Consider the following 23,594-nt stretch of genomic DNA (forward strand, 5'->3'; position numbering starts at 1 on the left):
ATCTCCACCGGGAGGGACGCGCCAGGCGTCCCTCCCCGTCGTGTGCCCGATAAACTCCAGCACACGGACAAGGGGGGAACGTGGATCGCCGCACACCTGCCATGGCGCTGGCCATGACGGCTCTGATCGCCAGCATGGGGGCGGCGACCCCGTCGCCGAAGAAGACCCCGACTCCGACCCCGACTCCCACCCCGTCGGCGACTCCGACGCAGGGCGACGGCACGCTGCAGATTCTCACCTACCGCGGCTACGCCGAATACGGCGGCACCAGCCCCAGGGTCAACTGGGTGGGCGACTTCGAGAAGACGACCGGCTGCCGCATCGCCCGCCTTGACACCGTGCAGACCGCCGACGACATGAAGAAGTACGTCGACCAGCGCGCATACGACGTGGTCTCGGCGGGCCCGGTGCTGGCCGCCTCGATGATCGAGGCCAAGCAGGTGCAGCCCATCGAGCCGGCCAAGGTCACCGGTTACGACGACCTGACCAAGCGCTTTCGCGACATGACCAAGGTGTCGGGCAAGGTCTACGGCGTGCCCTACCTGTGGGGATACCACGAGTTCCTCTACGACTCGATCAGGATCAAGGGCGGCGGCCTCAAGCAGGTCTTCCAGTCGGACCGGGTGTCGCTCCAGGACGGCCCGCTGACCATCGCCGACGCGGCGCTCACCGACGACAGCGTGGACGACCCCTTCGAGCTGACCAAGAGCCAACTGGAGCGGGCGATGGCGCTGCTGGGCGAGCACAAGGGCCGCACCTACTGGAAGAACCCGCTCGACCTGGTCAAGGGCTTCGCAACGGGTTCGCTCGACTACGCCCAGGCCACCCCGTACTATCGCCTGCTTCTGCAGAAGGCCGGCAAGCCGGTCAAGGCGGTCAGCGCGCGCAAGATGACCGGCTGGCTCGACTCCTGGATGCTCGGCGCGAACATCCCCAACACCGACTGCGCCTACCGCTGGCTGAGCTGGATGGCGGCGGCGCCGGCCCAGCGTGACGCGGCCGCCTGGGTCGGTCTGGCGCCGGCCAACCTCAAGGCGTGCAAGGGGCGGGCCAAGCAGATGTGCGACGCGTACGGAGCCGACAAGCCGAAGTGGCTTGATCGGGTCGCCTTCGCCGCTCGGCCGCCGGGGGGTTGCCGGGGTTCTGAGGGGGAATGCACTGATTACGGCACCTGGACCGAACAGTGGGGCACACTGGTGAACTGAGCGGGGGCTGCTTACCCCTACATGACTTTTGCCGCAGGCACGCCCCGTCCCCCCGCTGGGCCGTGCCTGCAGAGACGCCCCGGGCCTCCCCCCGCTCCGGGGCGTCTCGCTTTTCCGGACGGTCGCCCGCAAATTCGACTGAATGACCAGTCAGTGAGTATGTTCTGCTCATGAGAATCCTCCTGGTCGGCGCCGGCGGCGTCGGCTCCGCTGTCGTGCCCATCGCCGCGCGCCGAGATTTCTTCGAACACATCGTGGTCGCCGACTCCCAACAGAGCCGGGCGGCGCGAGCCGTCGCCGGTGTGGACGATCCACGCTTCAGCGCGATCAGCCTCGACGCCGCCGATCGGGCGGCGGTGGCGGCGGCGCTCCGGGAGCACCGGTGCGACGTGCTGTTCAACGCCGTCGATCCACGGTTCACGATGCCGCTGTTCGAGGCGGCGCTGACAGCCGGGGCCGATTACCTGGACATGGCGATGTCGCTGTCCAGGCCGCACGCCAGCCGGCCGTACGAGATGCCGGGGGTGAAGCTGGGCGACGAGCAGTTCGCGCGCGACGACGAGTGGCGGGCGCGGGACCGGCTCGCGCTCGTCGGGATGGGCGTGGAGCCGGGGCTGGCCGACGTGTTCGCCCGCTACGCCGCCGACCACCTGTTCGACGGCATCGACGAGATCGGCGTCAGGGACGGCTCGAACCTGGTCGTGGACGGCTACGACTTCGCGCCGACGTTCTCCATCTGGACGACGATCGAGGAGTGCCTCAACCCGCCCGTCGTCTGGGAGGACGGGCGGTGGCACACGACCGAGCCGTTCAGCGAGCCCGAGGTGTTCGACTTCCCCGAGGGCATCGGGCCCGTGGAGTGCGTGAACGTCGAGCACGAGGAAGTGCTGCTGGTGCCCCGCTGGATCCCGGCCAGGCGGGTGACGTTCAAGTACGGGCTCGGCGAGGAGTTCATCGGCGTGCTCAAGACCCTGCACAAGCTCGGGCTGGACAGCGCCGACAAGATCAGGGTGGGCGGTGCCGACGTGGCGCCGCGTGACCTGGTGGCGGCGAGCCTGCCCGACCCGGCCACCCTCGGCGACCGGATGCACGGCAAGACGTGCGCGGGCACCTGGGTGAAGGGCACCGGCAAGGACGGCGGGCCCCGCGAGGTCTACCTCTATCACGTGGTCGACAACGCCTGGTCGATGCGCGAGTACGGCTCGCAGGCCGTCGTCTGGCAGACCGCCGTCCACCCCGTGGTCGCGCTGGAACTGCTGGCCCGCGGCGCCTGGAAGGGCACGGGCGTGCTGGGGCCGGAGGCGTTCGACGCGGTGCCGTTCCTCGACCTGCTGACCGAGTACGGCTCGCCCTGGCGGATCCGCGAGGAAGCCGCGTAGCGCCATGCGTTCGGCATGCGGCCCGTGGCCAGACTGGAGCCGTTCACTGTTCCTCCTACATCCAGCGCATACCGAACCATGGAGAGGCCATGACAGCGATCGTGCCCGAGCACAATCTCGACGAGATCGTCGCGCAGATTCGCGCCGAGGAGTCGGCCGCGGACTTCGACACGTCCGAAGCCGCGTTCAGCGAGCTGGCCGGCGTCTCCCCAGAGGACCTGCAGCAGTTCCTGGAGGAGAAGGTCGGTCTGTCACCCGACGAGGGCATCCAGGGCAGCTTCACCAGCATTGTCGTCACCGTCGGGGTGCACTGCTAGATGGTCCCGAATCCAGGGGCTGACGAGCTCCTGCGCGCCCGGACGCTGGGTTTCCACACCCCGCGTCCGGGCCGGCGGATCGCACCCCGCCGGACGCAGCAGTTCGATCACCGCAGCGCGGAGCTCGCCCCGGTGTTCACGGCGCTGCACATAGATCCGGATTCCGTGGTTCGGGTCAGTCAACGCGTCTCGCGGCGGCTCGTGCTGATGGTCGAACTCGCCGACGGGAGCGCCCGGCTCTTGAAGTGGCCGGACACCGACACCGAGCACGACAACGACTACGAGTACGTGATGCTGAGCCTGTTCGACCGGCTCGATCTTTCAGCGCGGACCCGGGCCGCGCTGCCGCGCCTGCTGGCCGCGGACCGCCAGACCGGGACCATCGCGTTGGACGTGATGCAGGACTGCGTACGCCTCAGCGACGTGATCCGGGACACGCGCGTGGTGGACACCGCGTACCTGGTCCATCTGGCCGCGGCGATGGCAGGACTGCACCGCGCGTCGATCGAAGAAGCGTACGCCGAGTACCCCGACTGGCTGCTGCGGCCGCCGGTGCCGAAGTCGACGATCCCCACGCCGTACGAATACGCCCACGGCTGCGGCATCGACTTCGACGTATACCTGCGGACGATGCAGGAGCTCAAGCACGACTTCCTGGAGATTCACGCGGAGTGGAGGCCGGACAGCCTGATCCACTGCGACCTGCGTGATGACAACATCCTCCTGGCCCGGGACCCGCAGGCGCCCGCACCCGTCCGCATCATCGACTGGGAGGCCGCCGGGTTCGGCGACCCGTATTTCGACCTCGGCACTCTGGTGGGCCAGTTCCTCGCCGCCGCCCTGCGCCGCCACGGTGATCCGGACGGACCTCGCGCGGCGCGGCACAACATCCGCACCTTCCTCATCGCCTACCGCCGGCTGGCCGAGCTCGAGCACTCCCGCGAGGAGCAGATCTTCCGCTACGCGGGCGTCCTCCTGCTGGTCCAGGCGGCGAGCCGACTGCAACTCCTGGGCGCTCTCGGCCGGATCGGCCACCTCTGCCTGCTGTACGGAAAGCAGCTGATCCAGAATCCCACCCCGGAGGCGATCCTGCGATGACGGGCGAGACGGACAACCCCTATCTCCGCTTCTTCCGTGAGATCGCGGAAGAGGTGGTGATCGAGGACGCCTTCACCTTCACTCATGCACGATTCGGGACCCTCGAGCCGCCGCGCGACATGGCGGCCAGCGCCGACCACCCGGTCGTCACCTATCTTGCGAAGCTCATCTATCTGTCCTATTACGCGGGGGACGACGCGGCCGCACAGATCCTCATGGACGGCGGCAAGGCCGTCGCCACCATCCCTGACTACGAGGACTATCCGTTCAGCGAGCAGCTTCACGGGCACAACACCGGACGCGGCCATCTCACCCCTGGCTGGCGGATCACCGGGCACGACGGGCAGCGCTTCCTGGTGCACGGGGAGGGCATCACGCTCAGCGCCGCCCCGCAGGAGCTGGTCGCGGCCGAACCGGACGGCGAGGTGAAGGTAGGCGCACTGGTGTCGGTGCGTTTCCCGCCGAGCATGCGGTACGCCCTGCTCGGCTGGTACATGGCCATCGGCGACCAGGGTGTGGCCGAACGCGAGGATGGCCTGGTCCGCATCTATTTCAGCCTGGACGGACACCTCGGGGCCCCGGTCCTGATGAAGGCGGTCACCTCGACGCTCAACGCGCTGGAGGTCCCCTTCCAGTTCAAGATGGCCAACCACCCGGCCGCCTACCACCGGCGCGACGCTGGAGTGCTCTTCCTGAGCGCGGAGGCATGGTCGGACCATCGGACGGCCCTGCTGGAGATGTGCGCGAAGGTACGCGCCGTCCTGCGTGACGACTACCCGCGGCTGGCGCTGCCGCTCGCGTTCGGGGTCTCCTTCGCCGTTGAGCCCCATGTGCCCGGACGCCTCCTGAGCTTCGGCGAACACCGGTGCCTGCTCGTCGCTGAGGCGCTGGTCCAGGCGCACGAGCAGGGGGTGAGCGACGCCGCCGGCCGCTTGGCCGTCATCCGCGACCGCTACGCTCGGGAGGGACTGAGCATGGAGACGCCGTACGCCGAGCCGGTACGGGTGCCGTGAACAGGGCGACCGACGCCGTCGACCGGCCGGGCGGACCTGCGGGGAGTGCCACCGGCGTCACGCCCCCGGCCGTCGAAGGTCTCGTACGAAGCATGGACGGGCCGTTCCTGCTTCGGGTGTGCGTGCGCACCCCGTCCGGTTACCGCTGGGCCGAACGGGACAAGCGGCAGAACGCGGGATACCTGGACGCGCGGCAGCTCGACGCGCTGCGCACTGTGTTGCCCCAGGACGCCGCCGTGCTCGCCGCCGTCCCCACGCTCTCCACCCCCGGCCTGGCCACGTGGCCCACGCTGCCCACCCCCGCGCTGCTCTGCGACCGGGGGTACGTCGCCGAGCGCGGCAACCTGGAACACGTCTGCCGGGCACTGGGCGGTTTCCTCTCCCGGCTGCACGCCGCGCCGCCGGCCGACCTGCCCCGCCGGGACCGCCCGGCCTGGCTGCCTGAAGGATCGTGGGCGGCCCGGGAGGTCGAGGCCACGCGGCGTCGGCTGAAGGGCGGAGAGCTCGCGCGCGGCGCGGCCGTCGTCACCCCCTTCACCGGTGAGCCGGTAGTCGTGCACGGCCGGTTCTCGACCGGTGTGTGCGCCGACACCGGCCGGCCGGTGGTGCTCGGCTGGCGGGAAGCGGGGCTCGGCGACCCACATCGTGACCTGGCCTTCTTCCTGGCTGAGCTGGTCGAAGCGGCTGCGCTCATCGAGCTGGCGGATGACCCGGCGGCGATGGCGTTCCTCGACGGCTACGGCGCGGTGGCCGATGCCGGCCGGCTGGTGAGCCTCGTCGCCGACCGGCTGCTGGAGCACTGCGCCCAGAGCACGTTGTGGCGGCCCGCGGGGGGCGACCCGGACGTGGCGCTTCCGCGACTGGAGGCGCAGTGGCGGCGGTTCGCGGCGGCGGTGACGGCGTGACACGGCCTCGGATCGGGCCCGGCGCCGGCGCCCACCTCGATCTGAGTGAGGTGCGGCTGCTGGTCTGCGTCTCCGGCTCGGTCGCGGCGCTCGCGATGCCGCACATCCTGCTCTGGCTGACAGGCCGGCTCGGGCTGAAACAGATCAGGGTGTTGCTGACACCGATGGCGCTGCGGCTGGTCACCAAGGACTCGTTCCGACGCGTTGTCGGCTGCGAGGTGATGTGCGACTGGGACGACCTTCCCCTTGAGGACCGCTCCCACGTGTCCGTCGCCCAGTGGGCTCAGGTGGGTCTGGTGATGCCGGCCACCGCGGACCTGGTCGGCAAGCTCGCCCATGGCATCGCGGACGACCTCGTCAGCTCCACGCTCATGGCCGTGTCATGCCCGACCGTCGTCGTGCCCTCCACCAGCGAGACGACCTGGAACAAGCCCGTCGTGCGGCGCAACGTCGCGCAGCTCAGAGCCGACGGTTTCGAAGTGGTGGAGCCGCGGACGGGTCACTCGCTCGCCACCGGTGCGGACGAGAAGGGTTCGATGGGCGACTACCGGGCCCCGCTGATCGCCGCTCTGACCCGCGCCGCGGGCCACCCCGAGGCTGTCCCGTCCACGGATGGTTCATCCACATCCGCCCCCGTCGCGGATGCCGCAAGCAGTGAGAGCAGGAGGAACCTTTGACCCTGACACCCGACGTGACGCTCCGTCGCGTCCCCGAACTGCTGGTCGAGGTGGAGAGCTCCCATCGGGTCCGGGTGCACCACGACCGGCGGATCTGGGAGCTCGGCCCCCACGCGCTGTCCCTCCTAGACGTGTTCTACGAGCCCGTGACCGTCGCCGAGGCCCTCCAGCGTCTTCGCCCGCGGCTCAAGGGCAGGCGAGCCGTCGACGAGCTGCTCACGACGCTCACCACCATGACCGGGGCCGGGCTGCTCACCCCCGACCCGGCTGAGGGCCACTCGGAGCTGATGTTCCCCATCGGCGGGTACGGACAGGCGTATCCGGATATCACGATGCTCGAGGACCCGGTTCGCAAGCCGCTGTTCCTCAAGGCCATCGACGAGGTGGTCGGCCCGGACGACGTGGTCCTGGACCTCGGCACCGGCTGCGGCGTCCTGGCCGTCGCGGCGGCCCGCGCCGGTGCCCGGCACGTGTACGCCGTCGAGCCCGCACGCACCGGCGACATCGCCGCCCGCGTGGTGGAGCGCAACGGCTTCGCCGACCGGGTCACGCTCATACGCGGCTGGTCCAGCACCACCGAACTGCCCGAGAAGGCGACCGTCCTCACCACCGACATCATCGGTAACGACGGCCTGGACATGGTCGTCTGGGAGAACCTGCAGGACGCCCGGCGGCGCCTGCTCACCGACGACGCGCGCCTGATCCCCGGCTCGCTGCGCGGCAAGGTCTACCTCGCCCACATGCCGGACGACTTCCGCTCCCGGCACCGGATCCTGCCCTCGCACATCGCGCGCTGGCAGAGCCGGTACGGGATCGACTTCTCGCCGATGCTGGAGGGCAACCTCTCCCGCTCCGCGGGCTTCTACGAACGGCCCGAGCACGTGCGGACCTGGGAGCGGCTCTCGGAGCCGGTACCCCTGTTCACGGTCGACCTGCACCAGGACGTACGGCACTTCGAGAACCGGGTGACCGTGCCCGTCACCCGGCCGGGCCTGCTCAACACCGCCCTCGTCTACTTCGAGGCACAGCTCGGTCCTACCACCGTGCTCTCCACCGCTCCCTGGGACGGCGGTGAGAAGAGCCACTGGTACTGCGCCGGCTGGGCCTTCCCCGAGGAGGTCAAGGTCGCGCCCGGAGACATGATCACGCTGAGTTACCGATACGAGGGCGACGGCCGGGCTCGTGTCGAACTCGTTCAGGAACAGGGGGAATCATGAAGTTGCGTACTCAGGTGCCCAAAGTCAACGGCCGTGGTGTGCACCGAGAGGTCACGGCTGAGGAGACCTGGTCGCGCGTGGAGCCGCATCTCTTGCGTGCGGGCATCACCCGGGTCGCCGACATCACGTGGCTGGACCGTATCGGCATCCCTGTCTACAACGCGATCTCCCCACGCTCCAACGACATCATCTCTGTCTACAACGGCAAGGGCATGACCCCGCTGCAGGCCAAGACCTCGGCCGTGATGGAGGCCATGGAGCGCTTCTCCGCGTGGCTGCCACGCATGCCCGCCGCCATCGCCTCCTACGCGGAGCTGCGCGCCGCAGGGCGGAGCGTGATGCACCCCACCGAGTACTTATTGGAGCTGGCCCCGCACTATTCCGACAACCGGCCCATCTCCTGGGCGCAGGGCCACGACCTGCTCTCGGACGAACCCGTGCTGGTTCCCCAGGACGCGGCCGGCTACGTGGCCAATTACCACGAGGCGCCCTGCTACCGCATCACCACCACCAATGGGCTCGCCTCCGGCAACAGCCTCGAGGAGGCGGTGTGTCACGCGCTGTGCGAGGTGATCGAGCGCGACGCCATAACCATCTCCGAACTGCTGAGCACGAAGCTCGGCCAGGGGCTGCAGCGGGATGACCGCGCGGGGCACGCTGCCGCGATCATCGGCTGGCTCAAGGAGCAGCACCCGCACCTGGACGTCGACACGCTGCCGCCGCGAGCTCAGGACCTGGTCACCCGTGTCCACGACGCGCGGCTGGAGATGCGGGTGGTCCAACTGACCAATGACACCGGCGTGCCGACCTTCGTGGCGGCGACCACCGAGGAGCTGACGGCCACCTCGTCACACAACCACGCCGGCTTCGGCACCCACCCCGACGTTGAGGTCGCGATCACGCGGGCGATCAGCGAGTGTGCTCAGGGACGTGCGGTGGACATCCAGGCAATGCGCGAGGACATCTCCTTGCCGGGCACGCAGGTGCCCAAGCACATGCTGCACGTGCACCGGTCCGCGACCGTGGACAAGGGCGGCTGGCTCTGGAAGCCGGTGAACAAGGTCCTCGACGCCCGGGAGATCACCTCCTATCGGCACGCCGACGTGATGGACGACGTGCGCTTCATGCTCGACCGCCTTCGGGCGATCGGGATGACCCGCGCCATCGTGGTCGACCTGTCCCCACCGCAGATCCCGGTCTCCGTGGTCCGGCTGCTGGTGCCCGGGCTGGAGTCCTGGGGCGTCGATCACAGCAGGCTCGGCCACCGGGCCGCCGCCGCGTGGAACCGTGCCGTCCGCACGGCCGCCGAACTCGACCGCCGTCTGTCCCTCGCCGAGGCGGGCTGACCACCGTGAACGCAGAAAGGAACGCCATGCGCGCAGCGGTCTTTCTCGGACCGAGCCTGTCCCCGGCCCTGGCGCTGAAGGAACTGGAGGCGGAATACCTGCCGCCGATCCAGCGTGGCGACATCGACGCGCTGCTACGTCGGCCTGAGCCGCCCGAGGTGATCGGTATCGTGGACGGCCGGTTCCTGTCGTCGCTGTCGATCTCGCCGAAGGAGGTCCTCGGCGCCGTCGACCAGGGCGTACGTGTCTATGGGTCCTCCAGCATGGGCGCCCTGCGCGCCGCGGAGTGCGCTCCCTGGGGAATGATCGGCATCGGGAGGATCTACGAGGCGTACGCGTCCGGGGCCGTCGACGCCGACGACGAGGTGGCGATCATCTACGACGAGGAGACCGGGGCTGCCGCGTCCGATCCCATGATCAACCTTCGGTTCGCCGTCGACGCGGCGGTGGAACGCGGGCTGGTCACGGCCGAGACCGGAGCGACTTTCGTCGACGCGGCGAAGAAGTTGTACTTCCCCGAGCGCACCGCGCGCAACACTTTGCGGGTCGTCGAACCCGATCTGCCCACCGACGAACATGAGGCACTCGCCCGGTTCTTCGCCTTCGAGGCGCCCGACACCAAGGCCGATGACGCCCTGCTGCTGCTCGCCGCGATCAGGGAGTATCTGGGATGAGGAACCACACCGCGACGCGAGAGGACCGACGCACCCGCTTCCATGCCGACGGGTTCCTCTTCCCGGTCGAACTGCTGGATCGGGAGCAGGCGCAAGAGTACGCCACCGCGCCCAGGACCTACCGCGAGATCGCCCGGCGGGCCGGCGGGCTGCTGAGGGCACGTGTGAGGATGCGGGAAGCCCGGCTGGTCGCGGTCATGCGCGAGGCTCACGCCAGGCGGGCCGGGTGACCGGCTGGCAGATCGCGGTCAAAGACGGCTTCCTCACCACGGGGACCGACCTCGCGCCTCCGTGGTCGGCGCGCGGCCCGACGGGAACGGGGCTCCCGCCGGCGACGGATTCCATCGAGCGATGGTTTCCCGCCGTCATCGACCAAGGGGAACAGCCGCTGTGCACCTCAGCGGTGATCACCGCTATGGCCTCCTATTACGCGCGGCGGGCCGAGGGGCGGGAGTTCGAGCCCTCCCTGCTCTTCAACTACCGCCTCTCCCGCAAGCTCGGCGGCAATCCCGACCGCAACGGCTCGCACATCCTCTTCAGCCTTGCCGCATGGACGCGCTACGGCCTGGCCGACGAGGCGAGCTGGCCGTTGGATCTGAACCGCGTCAACGACGACCCACCCGAGGAGGCGTACCCGGCGAGCGCGCCGCGGCTACAACTCCGGCGGCTCGCGGGCGACGCGATGCCACCGGAGAAACTCCTCACGTCCCTGAAGACGCCGCTCGCGGTGGGCGTTCCGGTCGTCTTCGAGGTCACGCTGCACCTCTCGACAACCGGGTCGTTCGCCGACGGGATCTTTCCGGTTCCGCATCCCAGGGAAGCGCTCCTCGGTACGCATGTGGTGCTGCTCGTCGGCTACGACGAGAACCAGCCGTGCGGTCCCGGGCTCACCGGTGCGTTCCGGGTGCTCAACAGCTGGGGGACGAGGTGGGGCGACGACGGCTACGGGTGGCTGCCGTTCGCGTACGTCCGTCAAGGGCCGGTCCGCGACAGCTGGCTGGCGATCGAGCCGGGCTGGGCAGCCACGCGGGACCGCGGCCCGGCCGATGATCGCGTTCCGGCACCGAGCCGGGAGGATTCCCCGGTCGTCGGCGGGTCACGGTCCGTCATCGCACAGCGAGGCGGTCCGACTCCGGCCAGATGACGCTGCGTGCCCTGGCGTCGTCGCGGTCGAGGAGGGCGCGATGCAGCCGGTTCAGCTCGTCACCCGGCTCCACCCCCAGCTCCCTGTCCAAGATGTCCCGAATCTCACGGTAGGTGCGCAGGGCCTTCTCGACATCCCCGGAGCAGTGGTAGGCGTAGATCAGCTGCGCCCAGGCGCCCTCACGGTAGGGGTGGTCGGCCAGCAGTGCCCTCAGCTCGGGGATGACGAGCCGGTGCTCCCCACGCTGAAGCCGGACCGCGTTCAGATCCTCCTGCGTGATCAACCGCAGGTCGTTGAACGCGTCAAGCTGGGCGAGCAGCCGGCTGGAGCCGGCGATGTCACAACCGCCGGCCGGCCCATGCCAAAGCTCCAAGGCCAGCTTCAGCAGCTGGATGGCCGGCTCGTAGTCGTCGTTGCGCCTCAGGGTCTGCGCACGGGCGATCAGCCGAAGGAAAACGTCGGCGTCCAGTTCCATCTTCTCGACACGCAGGAGGTACGCGCCGCCTCCGCCGCTCCCTCGCAGCGACTCCAGCCGTACCTTCGAGGGGTCCACGGCGTTGAGACAACGACGCAGACCGGAAGCGTACGTGCGCAGGTTGGAACGGTATCCGGCAGGCGGATCGTCCCAGAGCAGCTCGGCCAGCGTGGTGTGGGCCACGAACCTGTTGGGCCGCAGCAGCAGGGCGGCCAGCAGACCTCGTACCCGATGTTCCGAAAGCTGCTTGTCGGCCGCCTTCCGCGCGGCGTCCCGCTGCGCCAGCAAACCGACAGGGCCCAGTATCGTGAAGATCACGGTGTGACGCGCGTAGGCGTCGCCGATTGACGCGGAAACCCATTACTTGGCCGAGCTGCTATTACCGTGCCATGATCCGCTGTCTGGGCGTCGCCGATCGATAAAGTCTTCGCCGTTACAAGCGTCATCGATGCCGGGAGACGCCTCTCCCTTGTTCTTGGCATTCTGATTTCTCCAGTTCGATGCCCACCGGATCCTCGTGGTGACCCGATTGAGCGGGCGAGTTCACCGTCTCGCAGCGGTTGGTCGCATATCCGTTGATACGAATATCGTCTACCGCCGCGGCCACCAACAGGAAACGGAAGCCGACTTCCTCATTCGGACCTCCGGACTCGGTGTCGACCGCCAGGTGAACGGCTGCGTCCTGCGCCCCACATGTGGGGCGCAGGACGCAGCCGCTCACCTGGCGGTGCCGGCTAGCAAAGCCACCGTCGCGCGGATTCTCTGTCGCCGACCGGTGTCCTGGCCAGCGTGTAGTAGTTTCCGGGGCCGGTCCTGCTGCAGTAGGCGTATGCGGTGACCGGGCTGGTGTATCGAGAGCAGCAGCCTGCCCTTACGTCGGGCCCGGGCACGTCGATCCAGATCTCCACCGTGACGGCTTGGTTGCCGCATCCGCCGATTCCGGAGATCACATCTCCGTTCTGGCCCGGAGGATAGGCGTACGGCTCGTACCCGTTGCAGTCAGCCGCGGCCGAGGCGGTCGATGCTTTCGGTGCTGCCGACGCCACCGAGGCCCATGGTATGAGGAGCCCTAGTGCCACTGCGAGAATCATAATAGTTCGCCGAACCATCATCCATTTCTCCCATCTATGATCTCCTCATACGATTCTGGTGAGCTGCCGGATCGGCGGCTATCCCGTATCCGCTGATGTTCAGATGCTCAATGGATTGACGGAATCACCGCAGGCTGCTTCCCCGATGCCGTTTATATGGTGATCTTGTCGGGTGGCGCAGGTGGTTCGGGGCGGTTGACGGATCTGGTCGCGGCCGGCGCGCTGACATCGCTGATCCCTCGCCAGCTGCTGGACGTGGCCATCGCCACGCACAGATGCCGGGAGCGTCGCGTTCGCAAGCACGCCGCGCATATGGTCGTCTACCTGCTGATCGCGCTGTGCCTCTACCCCGACGACGACTACGAGGAGGTCGCTCAGCCCGCGGCAGCCGAGTCGGCGCCGGGTGCGTGGCTGAACCGCCGGCGGGTGAGGGCGGCGGCGCGGCCCGCGTCCGGCAGCCGGCACACAGCGAGCCGACCAGGCGTTCGACGGCGGGAGCGGTGCCGCGGGGAAGCCGCTTGGCGTGGGCGCCGTGCCGTGGGTCGCCGTCCCTGGCGCGAGAGGTCGTCTCTAGCGCGATGGGAAGGCGACCACCGTGGCCATCGGCGCCGGAGTGAGTGCTTCGGCGCAGTCGGCGCAGGCCAGCACGGGAGAGTCGTCGGGGAAGCGCCCGACGCGGGCGCGCGGCCTGGGCCATCTCTTGTGGCAGACCACGCAGGCTTCGCCCTCGAGCTGTGCCCGGCTCAAACCATCAGGGTCGAACGTCAACATGCTCCGTGCCGTTCCTGTCGGACCCCAGTTCATCATGCTCCCAGCAGCGGTAGGCCACTCGTATACCGGATCCGTTATAAGCCCGAGTGTGCTCCTGATCGTCTAGGCCAGCGTCAAGCCCGGGTGAATTCTCTACCCGGCTCGCACGCCTTACACCTACAAAAACGGGCATCCAGCCACAAGCTGGATGCCCGTTTCGCGCGTTTCCTACAGTTCAGCGAAAGCTTTCTCCAGGATGCCGAGACCCTCCTCAAGGAGGTGCTCGGGCATGACCAGCGGTGGCAGGAAGCGCAGCACGTTGCCGTACGTGCCCGCCGTGAGCACCAGCAGGCCCTCTGCGTGGCAGCGCCGGACGACCTCCGCGAGCGCGGCCGGGTTCGGCTCCTTCGTGCCCGGCTGGACCAGCTCGACGGCGATCATCGCGCCACGGCCGCGCACGTCGCCGATCACGTCGAAGCGCTCGCGCAGCGCGTGGAGCCGGGGGAGCATGATCTCGCCGATGCGGCGGGCCTTGGCGACCAGGTCCTCCTCGGCGATGGTCTCCAGCACGCCCAGCGCGGCCGCGCAGGCGACCGGGTTGCCGCCGTACGTGCCGCCGAGGCCGCCGGGGTGCACCTTGTCCATGATCTCCGCGCGGCCGGTGACGGCGGCGAGCGGGAGACCGCCCGCGATGCCCTTGGCGGTGGTGATGAGGTCGGGCACGACGCCCTCGTCCTCGCAGGCGAACATCTGCCCGGTACGGGCGAAGCCGGTCTGCACCTCGTCGGCGACGAACACGATGCCGTTGTCCCGGCAGAACGCGGCGATCCTCGGCAGGAAGCCCTTGGCCGGCTCGATGAACCCGCCTTCGCCGGCGATTGGCTCGATCACCACGGCCGCGACGTTCTCCGCGCCGATCTGCTTGCCGATCATGTCGATGGCCTGCGCGGCGGCCTCCTCCGCGCAGTTCTCCGGGCCCGTCGGCCAGCGGAACGGGTAGGCCAGCGGTACCCGGTACACCTCTGGCGCGAACGGGCCGAAGCCCTGCTTGTAGGGCAGGTTCTTGGCCGTCAGCGTCATGGTCAGCAGGGTGCGGCCGTGGTAGCCGTGGTCGAACACGACGACCGCCGGGCGGCCCGTGGCGTGCCGGGCGATCTTGACGGCGTTCTCGACGGCCTCGGCGCCGGTGTTCAGCAGGACCGTGCGCTTCTCGTGGTCGCCGGGGGTCAGCTCGTTGAGCTTCTCGCAGACCTCCACGTACGACTCGTACGGGGTGACCATGAAACAGGTGTGGGTGAAGTCGGCGACCTGCTCCCGGACTCGCTCGACCACCTTGGGCGCGGCATTGCCGACGCTGGTCACGGCGATGCCGGAGCCGAAGTCGATCAGCGAGTTGCCGTCGGCGTCCTGGACGACGCCGCCGCCGGCGCGCGTCACGAAGACCGGCAGCGCGGTGCCGATGCCCGGGGGAACGGCGGCCTGCTTACGGGCCAGCAACTCCTGCGATTTCGGGCCTGGGATCGCGGTGACGAGACGACGCTCCTGCGGAATGCTCATAGGCCCGACGGTACGCCGGGCGCTCACCTGGCCCGATGCGTCGATATGTCACACTGGGGTGCCCGTCTTTGCCGGAATGGACAACTCGTATGGCGCCTTCGCTGCGGACCGTGGTGCGACGGACAGGGCTGCGGCCGCTGGTCGGCACCTTGGACTCGGTCGTGCGCTGGGTGGCCGTCAGCGAGCTGGAGGATCCCACACCGTACCTGGAGGGCGACGAGCTCCTTCTGACCACGGGTATGCGCCTCGAAGGCGATTTTTCACAATATGTCGCCCGCCTCGTGGCGCGTGGCGTGGCCGGGCTCGCCCTCGGCGTCGGGCTCTCGCACGAAGAGGTGCCGCCCGCCCTGCTGGAGGCGGCCACCGCGGCCGGGCTGCCGCTGCTGGAGGTGCCGCGCGAGACGCCGTTCATCGCGGTCGGCAAGGCGGTCAGCGACCTGCTCGCCGCCGAGCAGTACGACGAGATCACCCGCGCCTTCGCCGCCCAGGGCCGCCTCACGCGGGCCGCCCTGCGGACCGAGGGCCCGTACGCGGTCATCGACCGGCTGGCCAAGGAGGTCGGCGGCTGGGCCGCGCTGCTGGATGAGAACGGCGAGGTACGCCACGCCACCCGCGCTGCCAAGGCCGAGGCGGCGGCCCGCGAGCTGGCCCGGCTGCGCGGCGAGCACGGGGTCTGGCGGGGCGGCGCGGCGAACGGGCGGCCGCCCGCGAGCCTGGCGCTCTCCGGACCGGACGAGCACGTCGTCCTGCAGCCGCTGGGCGGGGGGCCGAGGCCGCGCGGGTTCTTCGTGGTCGGGGCGTCCCGGGCGTTCTCGCCCGTCACGCAGACGGTCATCAACGCGGCCGGATCGCTGCTCACGCTGGCCGTCGAGCAGGGCGGCGCCCAGCGGGAGGCCGAGCGGCGGGTGCGCTCGGCCGTACTGGGGCTCCTGCTGGACGGGGGACTAGACGGGGGAAAGGGGCGCGGGCGCGCGCAACCGACAGGTGCGGAGCGGGCGCGCGCGGCGCTGGCGCCGCTCGGTGGGCGGCTGCCGGAAGAGCCGGTGGTGGTGCTGGCGGTGGCGGGCGACGCGCTCGACGCGGTGGAGCCGCACGCCTTCACCGCCCGCCTCCCCGAAGCCATCCGCCTTCCTGAGGCCGCCCGCCTTCCCGAGGCCGCCCGCTTCTCCGAGGACGCTCCGCTCGGATCGCCGGTCGTGGTGCTCGTGGCCGAGGCGGAGGCCGAGAGGGTGGCCGCGCTCGCCGGGGGGACGGTCGGGATGAGCGCGCCCAGCGCGTACGGTGACCTGCCCGGCGCGCTCGACCAGGCCAGGCGGGCGTTCGAGAGCGGTCGTGACGGCCTCGTCAGGTTCGCCGACCTCGCCGGCCAGGGGCTGCTTACCCTGCTCGACCCCGCCGCCGCCCAGGCGTTCGCGGCGGCGCTGCTCGCGCCCCTCACCAGGTACGGCTCGCGGGCCGACCTGATCGAGTCGCTGCGCGCCTACATCGGCAGCAACGGCCACTGGGACGCGGCGGCCCAGCGGCTCGGCATCCACCGCCACACGCTCCGCTACCGCATGAAGCGGGTCAGCGAACTGCTGGGCCGGGACCTGGACGATCCCGGCGTGCGCGCCGAGCTCTGGATCGCGCTGGCGGCTACTTCTTCTGCCTGTCCACCAGATAGCAGCAGATCGTCGCCGTCGTGACCGCCTCGTAGGTGCGGCCGTCACGCAGGTGACCGGCCCGCTCCAGGCTGATCGCGCCCTGGGCGGCGGCCCACAGCGCGTCGGCGATCTTGCGGGGCTGGGTCGGGATGAGGTATCCGGCGGAGATGCAGTCGGCGATCACCCGGTCGAGGATGTTGAGCGCCGCGCGGGCCAATGTCCTGGCCCGCTCGCTGGGTTCGAAACCGGGGATCGCCCGCTCGAACATCAAGCTGTAGTAGCCGGGCTCGGCCAGACACGCCTGACGGTAGGCGGGGCCGAGCGCGGTGAGGTTCTCGAGCGCGTCCCGCCGCTGCGGGACCGCGTCCAGAAAGCGCCGGAAGCGCTCGAATCCCTCCAGGTAGAGGGCCTCCGCCAGCCCTTCCCTGTTGCCGAACATCGTGTAGATCACCGTTGTCGTGCAACCGGCCTCCGTGGCGATCCTGCGCATGGTCAAGCTCTCGGGGCCGTCGCTGATCAGCAGATTGACCGCGACGTCGAGAAGCCGGGAACGCAGTTCGTCATGGGTGGCCCGCTCACCGAGCAAGTAGGCGCCTTGGAGCCCGAGAGGCGCCGAGGAGGTCATGGGGCCACGCCTTTCTGCTCGGGGGCCCGCCGCGCTGAGGGACCCGCACACGATGACTTAGCCAGCCGGGAGAAAGTTCAAACCGCCCTGCATGGTAAACATCCCGAATTAGGTCTACTTCTGTTACATCCTGGGTAGGCAAGGGAGGTTGTACTTAACGGTGAGGTCTGGTGGGGGTCTTGTGCACGGTGGTGTACGTCCCCGATCGTCGCCTTGGCATAACGTCGAGAACATGGACGTGCGTACCTTCTGGCTCGCGGGCCGGCCAGCCACCGGCGACTCCCAGCTCACCGTGACCAATCCCCACGACGGTCGCGACGTCGGCCGCTATTCCGTGCCGACCGAGGCCCAGGTCGAGGAGGCCGTCGCGGCCGCCCACGCGGTCGCCGGGCAGGCCGCCGCGCTCCCCGCGCACGTACGCGCCGAAGCGCTGGCCCACGTCTCGCGCCGTATCGCGGAGCGGGCCGACGAGATCGCCCAGCTGATCACCGCCGAGAACGGCAAGCCGATCTTCTGGGCCCGGGGCGAGGTCACCCGCGCGATCGCCACCTTCCGCTTCGCCGCCGAGGAGACCCGCCGCTGGTCGGGCGGCGTGCAGCGGCTCGACACCGAGCCCGCCGCCGCCGGGCGCCTGGCGTACGTGACCCGTCTGCCGTACGGTCCGGTGCTCGCGATCACGCCGTTCAACTTCCCGCTGAACCTGGTCGCCCACAAGGTCGCGCCCGCCATCGCCGTCGGCGCGCCCGTCATCGTCAAGCCGGCGCCCGCCACGCCGCTCACCTCGCTCCTGCTCGGCGAGATCCTGGCCGAGACCGACCTGCCCGCCGGGATGTTCTCCGTGCTGCCGGTCGAGAACGAGCGCGCCTCCGTCCTGGTGCTGGACCCCAGGCTGCCGGTGGTGTCGTTCACCGGCTCCGCGCCGGTCGGATACGCGATCGCCGATCAGATCCCGCGCAAGCATGTGACGCTCGAACTCGGCGGCAACGCCGCGGCCGTCGTGCTGAGCGACGCCGACCTCGACTGGGCGGCTCAGCGCGTCGCCCTGTTCTCCAACTACCAGGCCGGTCAGAGCTGCATCGCGGTGCAGCGGGTGATCGTCGAGCAGCCTGTCTATGACGCCTTCGTCGAGCGCCTGCTCCCGGCCGTCGACGGGCTCGTGACCGGCGATCCGGCCGACGAGAAGACGCAGGTCGGGCCGCTGGTCTCGGTCCACGCCGCCGAACGCGTCGAGGAGTGGGTCAAGGAGGCGGTCGACGGGGGCGCCCGCGTGCTCGCGGGCGGCACCCGCGAGGGCACCACGTACGCGCCCACCGTCCTGGCCGACGTGCCCCCCGACGCCAAGGTCCTGCGCGAGGAGGTCTTCGGGCCGGTCATGGTCGTGCAGCCCGCCGCGGACATCGACGAGGCGTACGCGATGGTCAACGCCTCCAGGTACGGGCTGCAGGCCGGGGTGTTCACGCGGTCGCTGGACGCGGCCTTCCGGGCCAACCGGGAGCTGGAGGTGGGCGGTGTGATCATCGGCGATGTGCCGTCGTACCGGGCCGACCAGATGCCGTACGGCGGCGTGAAGGACTCCGGCATCGGCCGCGAGGGCCTGCACTCGGCGATGACGGACTACACCTACGAGAAGGTCATGGTGCTGACCGGCCTGTCGCTCTAGCTATGCCCGCTGCGCCGTGTCGAACAGGGCCTTGGCGGCGTCGCCGAAGTAGGGGCCGTACATGGTGCGCTGGTCGTCGCTGTACTTGAAGCTGCTCAGCGACGTGATCTCGCCGGTGCCCGTGGCGGGGTCGAAGCCGGACAGCCACGGGCCGCCGCTGGAGCCCGCCGTCATGTCGCAGCCCATGCCCTGGTCGCGGGTCTGCTTGTAGGGGTCGCCGTGCAGGCGGCCCGCGCAGTAGACCAGGTGCTCGCCGTCGTAGGGCGGATCGGCCGGGAAGCCGAAGCCGAACGTCTGGCCGCCGCGCGGAGGGTTGAAGGCGATCTGCTGGGCGCCGACCACGTCGGTGACGTGCCGGCTCTCCGCGGTCGTCAGGGCCACCATGCCCACGTCGTAGCTGTCGTCGGCGGAGTGCGCCCACGGGCCGGTGACGAACATGCGGCGGGCGGCGTACTGGCCGTAGGGGTGGCCGCCGCCGTCGCGGTAGCCGGGCACGAACTGCCAGTTGGCCGCCCACTCGCCGGTGCCGTCCTTGACGCAGTGGCCGGCCGTGACCACGAGGTCCCTGCTCGCGCTCTTGACCGTGCTCGCGGAGCACACGAAGTCGATCCCGCTGACGGTCAGGAAGACGCGGCCGGTGGTGCGGGTCACCGCGCCGCCGGTCAGCCAGCGGGAGCCGGACGTGGTGGTCAGGGGCCGGGCCGACTGGAGGCGGGGGACGGGGATCCTGGCCTTCTCGCCTTCGCGGGTCACCTTCCCGCCGGTCGCTTTCTCACCGGTCAGGCCGGGTGCCGCGGCGATCCCCGTCTTCTTGGCGAGGCCGCCCAGCAGGCCGTCACGCTTGGTCACGATGCCGAGCATGTCGATCGGCAGGGCGTCGGCCATCCGGGCCGGTGTCCAGTAGTCGAGCACGCGCCGCTGCTCGGCGGGGCTGCGGGCGGCCACGTGCTCGACCACCTCCGTCCGCTTGGCCGTGTGCACGATCCGCTTGGCGGCGGGACGGGCGGGGTCGTGGTGCTGGACGGGCATGGCGCCGATGAGTGCGGGGCCCATCAGCCCCGTGACGAGCGGTACGGCTGTCAGCAAGGGGATGCTCAGACTCATGACCCCCGAGTGTGCACCACAAGATGTGTTCTTGTGACTACTTTCGGTTAATGGTTTCAGAGGGCGTTGACGCTCTGGGCGGCTTGGTAGACAGCTTGGGCCTCTGACCCGAAATAAGGGCCGAACATCCATTTAGGGGCGAAGTTGTATTTGAAGCTGTTGACGGAGTTCTGGGTGCCGAGTCCGGTCGTTTCATTGAAATTCTGGAACCATGGACCGCCGCTCGAACCGCCGGTCATGTCGCAGGTCAGACCCTGATCGTTGGACATCAGGAAATCGTCGAACGCACGGCCGCTGCAGTAGGTCAGCTTCGAGCCGTCGTACGGGGCCGCCGCCGGGTAGCCGAACGCGTACATCTGCCGGCCCCGCGCCTGGTTGAACGCCACACCCTGGCCACCCACCACGTCGGTCAGCGACTTGCCCTGCAGCGGCGCCACCACGGCGGCGGCGACGTCGAAATTGATGTCCTCGCCGGCGTTCCACTGCGGGGTGGTCAGCAGCTTGGTGGCCGCCCAGGTGCCGTTCGGGCGGCTGCCGTTGTCGTATCCGGGGACGAACACCCAGTTGGTGTGGAAGGCGCCGCCCATCTTGACGCAGTGGCCCGCGGTGAGCACCACGCTCTTGTTGGCGCTGGTCACGGCCGAGCCGGAGCAGGAGGCGTTGCGTCCCTGGTAGGTGAAGAAGACCCGGCCGGTCGTCTTCGTGATCGCGCCGCCGCGGGTCCAGGCCGTGCCGCCGCTGTTGGCGGCCTGCGGCTGCGCGGCGCCGGCCGGGGCGCCGGTGGGCGGGACCGTCGTGGGCTCGCCGGGGGCGCCCATGGCGAGCCTGGCCTGCTTCTTGGGCGCGGGGGCGTCGAGTGGCTGGGCCGCCTCCATCTTCTGCGGGGTCCAGTAACGGAGGACGGCTTTCTGTTCGGAGGTGGAGTCGGCGGCCGCCTTCTGGGCGGGCTTGGGCCCCGACTGGGCCTGCGCGAGCCCGGCCGGGAGCAGGGCGCCCCCGGCGGTGAGGGTGAGGATGGAAAGCAGAGCGACTCTGCGGTGCATTACGTACCTCCCGAAATCCCGGATCTGAGGTTGGAAGGTAGCGGCCCCAATATCCAGATTTCTCAGGATTTGCGCATACGGATATGGGGAAATTTGGGCGTTAATGTAGATGAATATCTGGTGTCACAGGCGTTGCCATATTCAGCGACGGGGGAGGCGCGTGCCGGGTCGCTTCCGGCAGCGGGGACAATGGACGGGTGCACGCAGACACCCTCCGCTCCGTCGTCGTCCTCGGCTCCACCGGCTCGATCGGCACCCAGGCGCTCGACGTCATCGGCGCCGAGCCGGGCAGGTTCAGGGTCGCCGGGCTCGCGGCCGGTGGCGGGAAGGTCGAGCTGCTCGCCGAGCAGGCGGCCGAGCACGGCGCCGAGGTGGTGGCCGTGGCCGACGCCGAGGCCGTACCAGCGCTGAAGGAGGCGCTCGCGGCGCGCGGCGCGAGCCCGGTGGTGCTCGCGGGCCCCGAAGGGGTCGCGGAGGCGGCGGCGTGGCCGTGCGACACGGTGCTCAACGGGATCACCGGCGCGCTCGGCCTGACCTCCACGCTGGTCGCGCTGGAGGCGGGCCGGACGCTCGCCCTGGCCAACAAGGAGTCGCTGATCATCGGCGGGCCGCTGGTCAAGCGGCTGGCCGCGCCGGGGCAGATCCTGCCCGTCGACTCCGAGCACTCGGCCGTGCAGCAGTGCCTGTGGGCCGGCGGCCCCGACGGTCACCGGCCCGAGGCGGTCAAGCGGCTGGTCATCACTGCGAGCGGCGGGCCGTTCAGGGGGCGCAAGCGCGCCGACCTGTTCGACGTCACACCCGAGATGGCCCTGGCGCACCCCACCTGGTCCATGGGTCCCATGATCACCATCAACTCGGCCACCCTGGTCAACAAGGGGCTGGAGGTGATCGAGGCGCACCTGCTGTTCGACATCGGCTTCGACCGGATCGAGGTCGTGGTGCATCCCCAGTCGATCATCCACTCCATGGTCGAGTACATCGACGGCTCCACCATCGCCCAGGCCAGCCCGCCGGACATGCGGCTGCCCATCGCGCTCGCGCTCGGCCACCCCGAGCGGATCGCGGGCGCCGCGGCCCCCATCGACTGGACCCGGGCCCAGCAGTGGACCTTCGAGCCGCTCGACGACGAGGCATTCCCCGCCGTCGCGCTGGCCAGGCACGTCGGCACCGAGGGCGGCACCGCGCCCGCCGTCTACAACGCGGCCAACGAGGCGTGCCTGGAGGCGTTCATCGGCGGCGGGCTGCGGTTCCCGGCGATCGTCGACACGGTCGCCAAGGTCGTCGAAGAGCACCGGGTGACCCCCGCGGACTCGGTCGAGGAGGTGCTCGCCGCCGACGCCTGGGCTCGCACTCGCGCTAGCGAGCTCGTACGGCGCGCGGCCGGCGGATGAGGCCTGGGACGGAGCTCACAGCCCGGCAGTCCCACGGGCTACCTACACTGGATACCGTTACCGAAACTCAAGGGTTGAAATGTCTTCTGTAGCACTCGGCATCCCCACGGTCCGTCCCAAGCCGCTCGCCCAACGCCGGCACTCCCGCCAGATCATGGTCGGCAACGTCCCGGTCGGTGGTGACGCGCCGGTCTCCGTGCAGTCGATGACCACCACGGTGACCGCCGACATCAACGCCACCTTGCAGCAGATCGCCGAGCTGACCGCCTCGGGGTGCCAGATCGTGCGGGTGGCCGTGCCGTCCCAGGACGACGCCGACGCGCTGCCCGTCATCGCCCGCAAGTCGCAGATCCCGGTCATCGCCGACATCCACTTCCAGCCGAAGTACGTGTTCGCGGCCATCGAGGCGGGCTGCGCGGCGGTACGCGTCAACCCCGGCAACATCAAGAAATTTGATGACAAGGTGGGCGAGATCGCTCGGGCCGCGGCCGATCACGGTGTGCCGATCCGCATCGGCGTCAACGCCGGCTCGCTCGACCCCCGGTTGCTGCAGAAATACGGCAAGGCGACCCCCGAGGCGCTGACCGAGTCGGCGCTGTGGGAGTGCTCGCTGTTCGAGGAGCACGGGTTCCGCGACATCAAGATCTCGGTCAAGCACAACGACCCCGTCGTCATGATCAACGCGTACCGGCTGCTGGCCGCCCAGTGCGACTACCCGCTGCACCTGGGCGTGACCGAGGCGGGTCCGGCCTTCCAGGGCACGATCAAGTCGGCGGTCGCGTTCGGCGCGCTGCTAGCGGAGGGCATCGGCGACACCATCCGCGTCTCGCTGTCGGCGCCGCCGGTCGAGGAGGTCAAGGTCGGCACGCAGATCCTGGAGTCGCTGGGGCTGCGGGAGCGCGGGCTGGAGATCGTCTCGTGCCCGTCGTGCGGGCGGGCGCAGGTCGACGTCTACACGCTGGCGGAGCAGGTGCAGGCGGGGCTCGAGGGGCTGAAGGTGCCGCTGCGGGTGGCCGTCATGGGCTGCGTCGTCAACGGGCCGGGCGAGGCCCGCGAGGCCGACCTGGGCGTGGCCTCGGGCAACGGCAAGGGGCAGATCTTCGTCAAGGGCGAGGTCGTGAAGACGGTCCCCGAGTCGCAGATCGTGGAGACCCTGATCGACGAGGCTCTGCGCATCGCCGACTCGATGGGCATCGCGCTCGACGGCGAGCCGGAGGTTGTCGTCGGCTGATTCAAAACTCCTATTTTTTACGGCTCAGCCCGGTCGGCCCCAGACGCCG

The 23,594-nt window shown here is 69.7% G+C and carries 22 protein-coding genes and 1 pseudogene; 17 read left to right on the plus strand and 6 right to left on the minus strand.

Annotated features, from left to right (window positions below; translation table 11 throughout):
• Window positions 1-80 precede the first annotated feature (80 nt).
• The 12 genes from LDL49_RS38950 to LDL49_RS58700 all read left to right on the plus strand — a co-directional run bounded on the left by LDL49_RS38950 (window position 81) and on the right by LDL49_RS58700 (window position 10,975).
• Complete coding sequence (locus LDL49_RS38950; RefSeq protein ID WP_225299146.1) at window positions 81-1,205, plus strand: extracellular solute-binding protein; 1,125 nt, start codon at window positions 81-83, stop codon at window positions 1,203-1,205.
• 170 nt (window positions 1,206-1,375) lie between these two features.
• Window positions 1,376-2,584: a saccharopine dehydrogenase family protein gene (locus LDL49_RS38955; RefSeq protein WP_225299148.1), complete on the plus strand. Its 1,209-nt coding sequence runs from the start codon at window positions 1,376-1,378 to the stop codon at window positions 2,582-2,584.
• 89 nt (window positions 2,585-2,673) lie between these two features.
• A complete protein-coding gene (gene tvaA, locus LDL49_RS38960; RefSeq protein ID WP_225299150.1) occupies window positions 2,674-2,901 on the plus strand; it encodes a thioviridamide family RiPP peptide in 228 nt (75 codons plus the stop codon).
• Complete coding sequence (locus tag LDL49_RS38965) at window positions 2,902-3,999, plus strand: phosphotransferase family protein (protein ID WP_225299151.1); 1,098 nt, start codon at window positions 2,902-2,904, stop codon at window positions 3,997-3,999.
• Complete coding sequence (locus LDL49_RS38970; protein WP_225299152.1) at window positions 3,996-5,012, plus strand: T3SS effector HopA1 family protein; 1,017 nt, start codon at window positions 3,996-3,998, stop codon at window positions 5,010-5,012. Before LDL49_RS38965 ends, LDL49_RS38970 begins: the two co-directional genes overlap by 4 nt.
• Entirely contained in the window at window positions 5,009-5,917 is a 909-nt protein-coding gene (locus tag LDL49_RS38975) for a phosphotransferase family protein (RefSeq protein ID WP_225299153.1), read from the plus strand. Before LDL49_RS38970 ends, LDL49_RS38975 begins: the two co-directional genes overlap by 4 nt.
• Window positions 5,914-6,594: a flavoprotein gene (locus LDL49_RS38980; protein WP_225299155.1), complete on the plus strand. Its 681-nt coding sequence runs from the start codon at window positions 5,914-5,916 to the stop codon at window positions 6,592-6,594. The genes LDL49_RS38975 and LDL49_RS38980 overlap by 4 nt, the downstream gene beginning before the upstream one ends.
• Window positions 6,591-7,811, plus strand: coding sequence for a 50S ribosomal protein L11 methyltransferase (locus LDL49_RS38985; protein ID WP_225299157.1), 1,221 nt, complete (start codon window positions 6,591-6,593; stop codon window positions 7,809-7,811). The genes LDL49_RS38980 and LDL49_RS38985 overlap by 4 nt, the downstream gene beginning before the upstream one ends.
• Window positions 7,808-9,157: a YcaO-like family protein gene (locus LDL49_RS38990; protein ID WP_225299160.1), complete on the plus strand. Its 1,350-nt coding sequence runs from the start codon at window positions 7,808-7,810 to the stop codon at window positions 9,155-9,157. Before LDL49_RS38985 ends, LDL49_RS38990 begins: the two co-directional genes overlap by 4 nt.
• Before the next feature lie 26 nt (window positions 9,158-9,183).
• A complete protein-coding gene (locus LDL49_RS38995) occupies window positions 9,184-9,831 on the plus strand; it encodes a TfuA-like protein (RefSeq protein WP_225299161.1) in 648 nt (215 codons plus the stop codon).
• Complete coding sequence (locus LDL49_RS39000; protein WP_225299163.1) at window positions 9,828-10,061, plus strand: hypothetical protein; 234 nt, start codon at window positions 9,828-9,830, stop codon at window positions 10,059-10,061. Before LDL49_RS38995 ends, LDL49_RS39000 begins: the two co-directional genes overlap by 4 nt.
• Window positions 10,058-10,975 carry a C1 family peptidase gene (locus LDL49_RS58700; protein WP_225299165.1) on the plus strand — a complete coding sequence of 306 codons (918 nt, stop codon included), beginning with the start codon at window positions 10,058-10,060 and terminating at the stop codon, window positions 10,973-10,975. The genes LDL49_RS39000 and LDL49_RS58700 overlap by 4 nt, the downstream gene beginning before the upstream one ends.
• Here the strand turns inward: LDL49_RS58700 and LDL49_RS39010 are convergent.
• Window positions 10,938-11,768 carry an AfsR/SARP family transcriptional regulator gene (locus LDL49_RS39010; protein ID WP_225299166.1) on the minus strand — a complete coding sequence of 277 codons (831 nt, stop codon included), beginning with the start codon at window positions 11,766-11,768 and terminating at the stop codon, window positions 10,938-10,940. The two genes, LDL49_RS58700 and LDL49_RS39010, sit on opposite strands and share 38 nt — an antisense overlap.
• 929 nt (window positions 11,769-12,697) lie before the next feature.
• On the opposite strand from LDL49_RS39010, the pseudogene LDL49_RS59390 reads away from it, so the two are divergent.
• Window positions 12,698-12,910, plus strand: a pseudogene (locus LDL49_RS59390) (transposase domain-containing protein); the annotation flags it as partial.
• Window positions 12,911-13,111: 201 nt separating this feature from the next.
• Here LDL49_RS59390 and LDL49_RS39020 read toward each other — a convergent pair.
• Both LDL49_RS39020 and gabT read right to left on the minus strand, forming a co-directional pair.
• A complete protein-coding gene (locus tag LDL49_RS39020) occupies window positions 13,112-13,288 on the minus strand; it encodes a hypothetical protein (protein ID WP_308016248.1) in 177 nt (58 codons plus the stop codon).
• 231 nt (window positions 13,289-13,519) lie between these two features.
• The gene (gene gabT / locus LDL49_RS39025) at window positions 13,520-14,848 is read right to left on the minus strand and encodes a 4-aminobutyrate--2-oxoglutarate transaminase (RefSeq protein ID WP_225299170.1); all 1,329 of its coding nucleotides are present in this window, start codon (window positions 14,846-14,848) and stop codon (window positions 13,520-13,522) included.
• A gap of 110 nt (window positions 14,849-14,958) precedes the next feature.
• Here gabT and LDL49_RS39030 point away from each other — a divergent pair, with 110 nt between their 5' ends.
• On the plus strand, window positions 14,959-16,533 hold the full coding sequence (locus LDL49_RS39030) for a PucR family transcriptional regulator (RefSeq protein WP_308016249.1): 1,575 nt from the start codon (window positions 14,959-14,961) through the stop codon (window positions 16,531-16,533).
• Here the strand turns inward: LDL49_RS39030 and LDL49_RS39035 are convergent.
• Entirely contained in the window at window positions 16,484-17,116 is a 633-nt protein-coding gene (locus tag LDL49_RS39035) for a TetR/AcrR family transcriptional regulator (protein WP_225299174.1), read from the minus strand. The genes LDL49_RS39030 and LDL49_RS39035 overlap by 50 nt on opposite strands.
• Before the next feature lie 232 nt (window positions 17,117-17,348).
• On the opposite strand from LDL49_RS39035, the gene LDL49_RS39040 reads away from it, so the two are divergent.
• Window positions 17,349-18,776 carry an aldehyde dehydrogenase family protein gene (locus tag LDL49_RS39040; RefSeq protein ID WP_225299176.1) on the plus strand — a complete coding sequence of 476 codons (1,428 nt, stop codon included), beginning with the start codon at window positions 17,349-17,351 and terminating at the stop codon, window positions 18,774-18,776.
• Here LDL49_RS39040 and LDL49_RS39045 read toward each other — a convergent pair whose 3' ends face one another.
• Complete coding sequence (locus LDL49_RS39045) at window positions 18,777-19,880, minus strand: trypsin-like serine peptidase (protein ID WP_225299178.1); 1,104 nt, start codon at window positions 19,878-19,880, stop codon at window positions 18,777-18,779. It abuts the gene before it with no gap.
• Window positions 19,881-19,936: 56 nt separating this feature from the next.
• Complete coding sequence (locus tag LDL49_RS39050; RefSeq protein WP_225299181.1) at window positions 19,937-20,923, minus strand: trypsin-like serine peptidase; 987 nt, start codon at window positions 20,921-20,923, stop codon at window positions 19,937-19,939.
• 197 nt (window positions 20,924-21,120) lie between these two features.
• Between LDL49_RS39050 and dxr the strand changes: the two genes are divergently transcribed.
• Both dxr and ispG read left to right on the plus strand, forming a co-directional pair.
• Window positions 21,121-22,314, plus strand: coding sequence for a 1-deoxy-D-xylulose-5-phosphate reductoisomerase (dxr, locus tag LDL49_RS39055; protein ID WP_225299183.1), 1,194 nt, complete (start codon window positions 21,121-21,123; stop codon window positions 22,312-22,314).
• Window positions 22,315-22,393: 79 nt separating this feature from the next.
• A complete protein-coding gene (ispG, locus tag LDL49_RS39060; protein WP_225299185.1) occupies window positions 22,394-23,545 on the plus strand; it encodes a flavodoxin-dependent (E)-4-hydroxy-3-methylbut-2-enyl-diphosphate synthase in 1,152 nt (383 codons plus the stop codon).
• Window positions 23,546-23,594: the final 49 nt, after the last annotated feature.

The sequence above is a fragment of the Nonomuraea aurantiaca genome (assembly GCF_020215705.1).
In the GTDB taxonomy this organism is placed as follows: Bacteria; Actinomycetota; Actinomycetes; order Streptosporangiales; family Streptosporangiaceae; genus Nonomuraea; species Nonomuraea aurantiaca.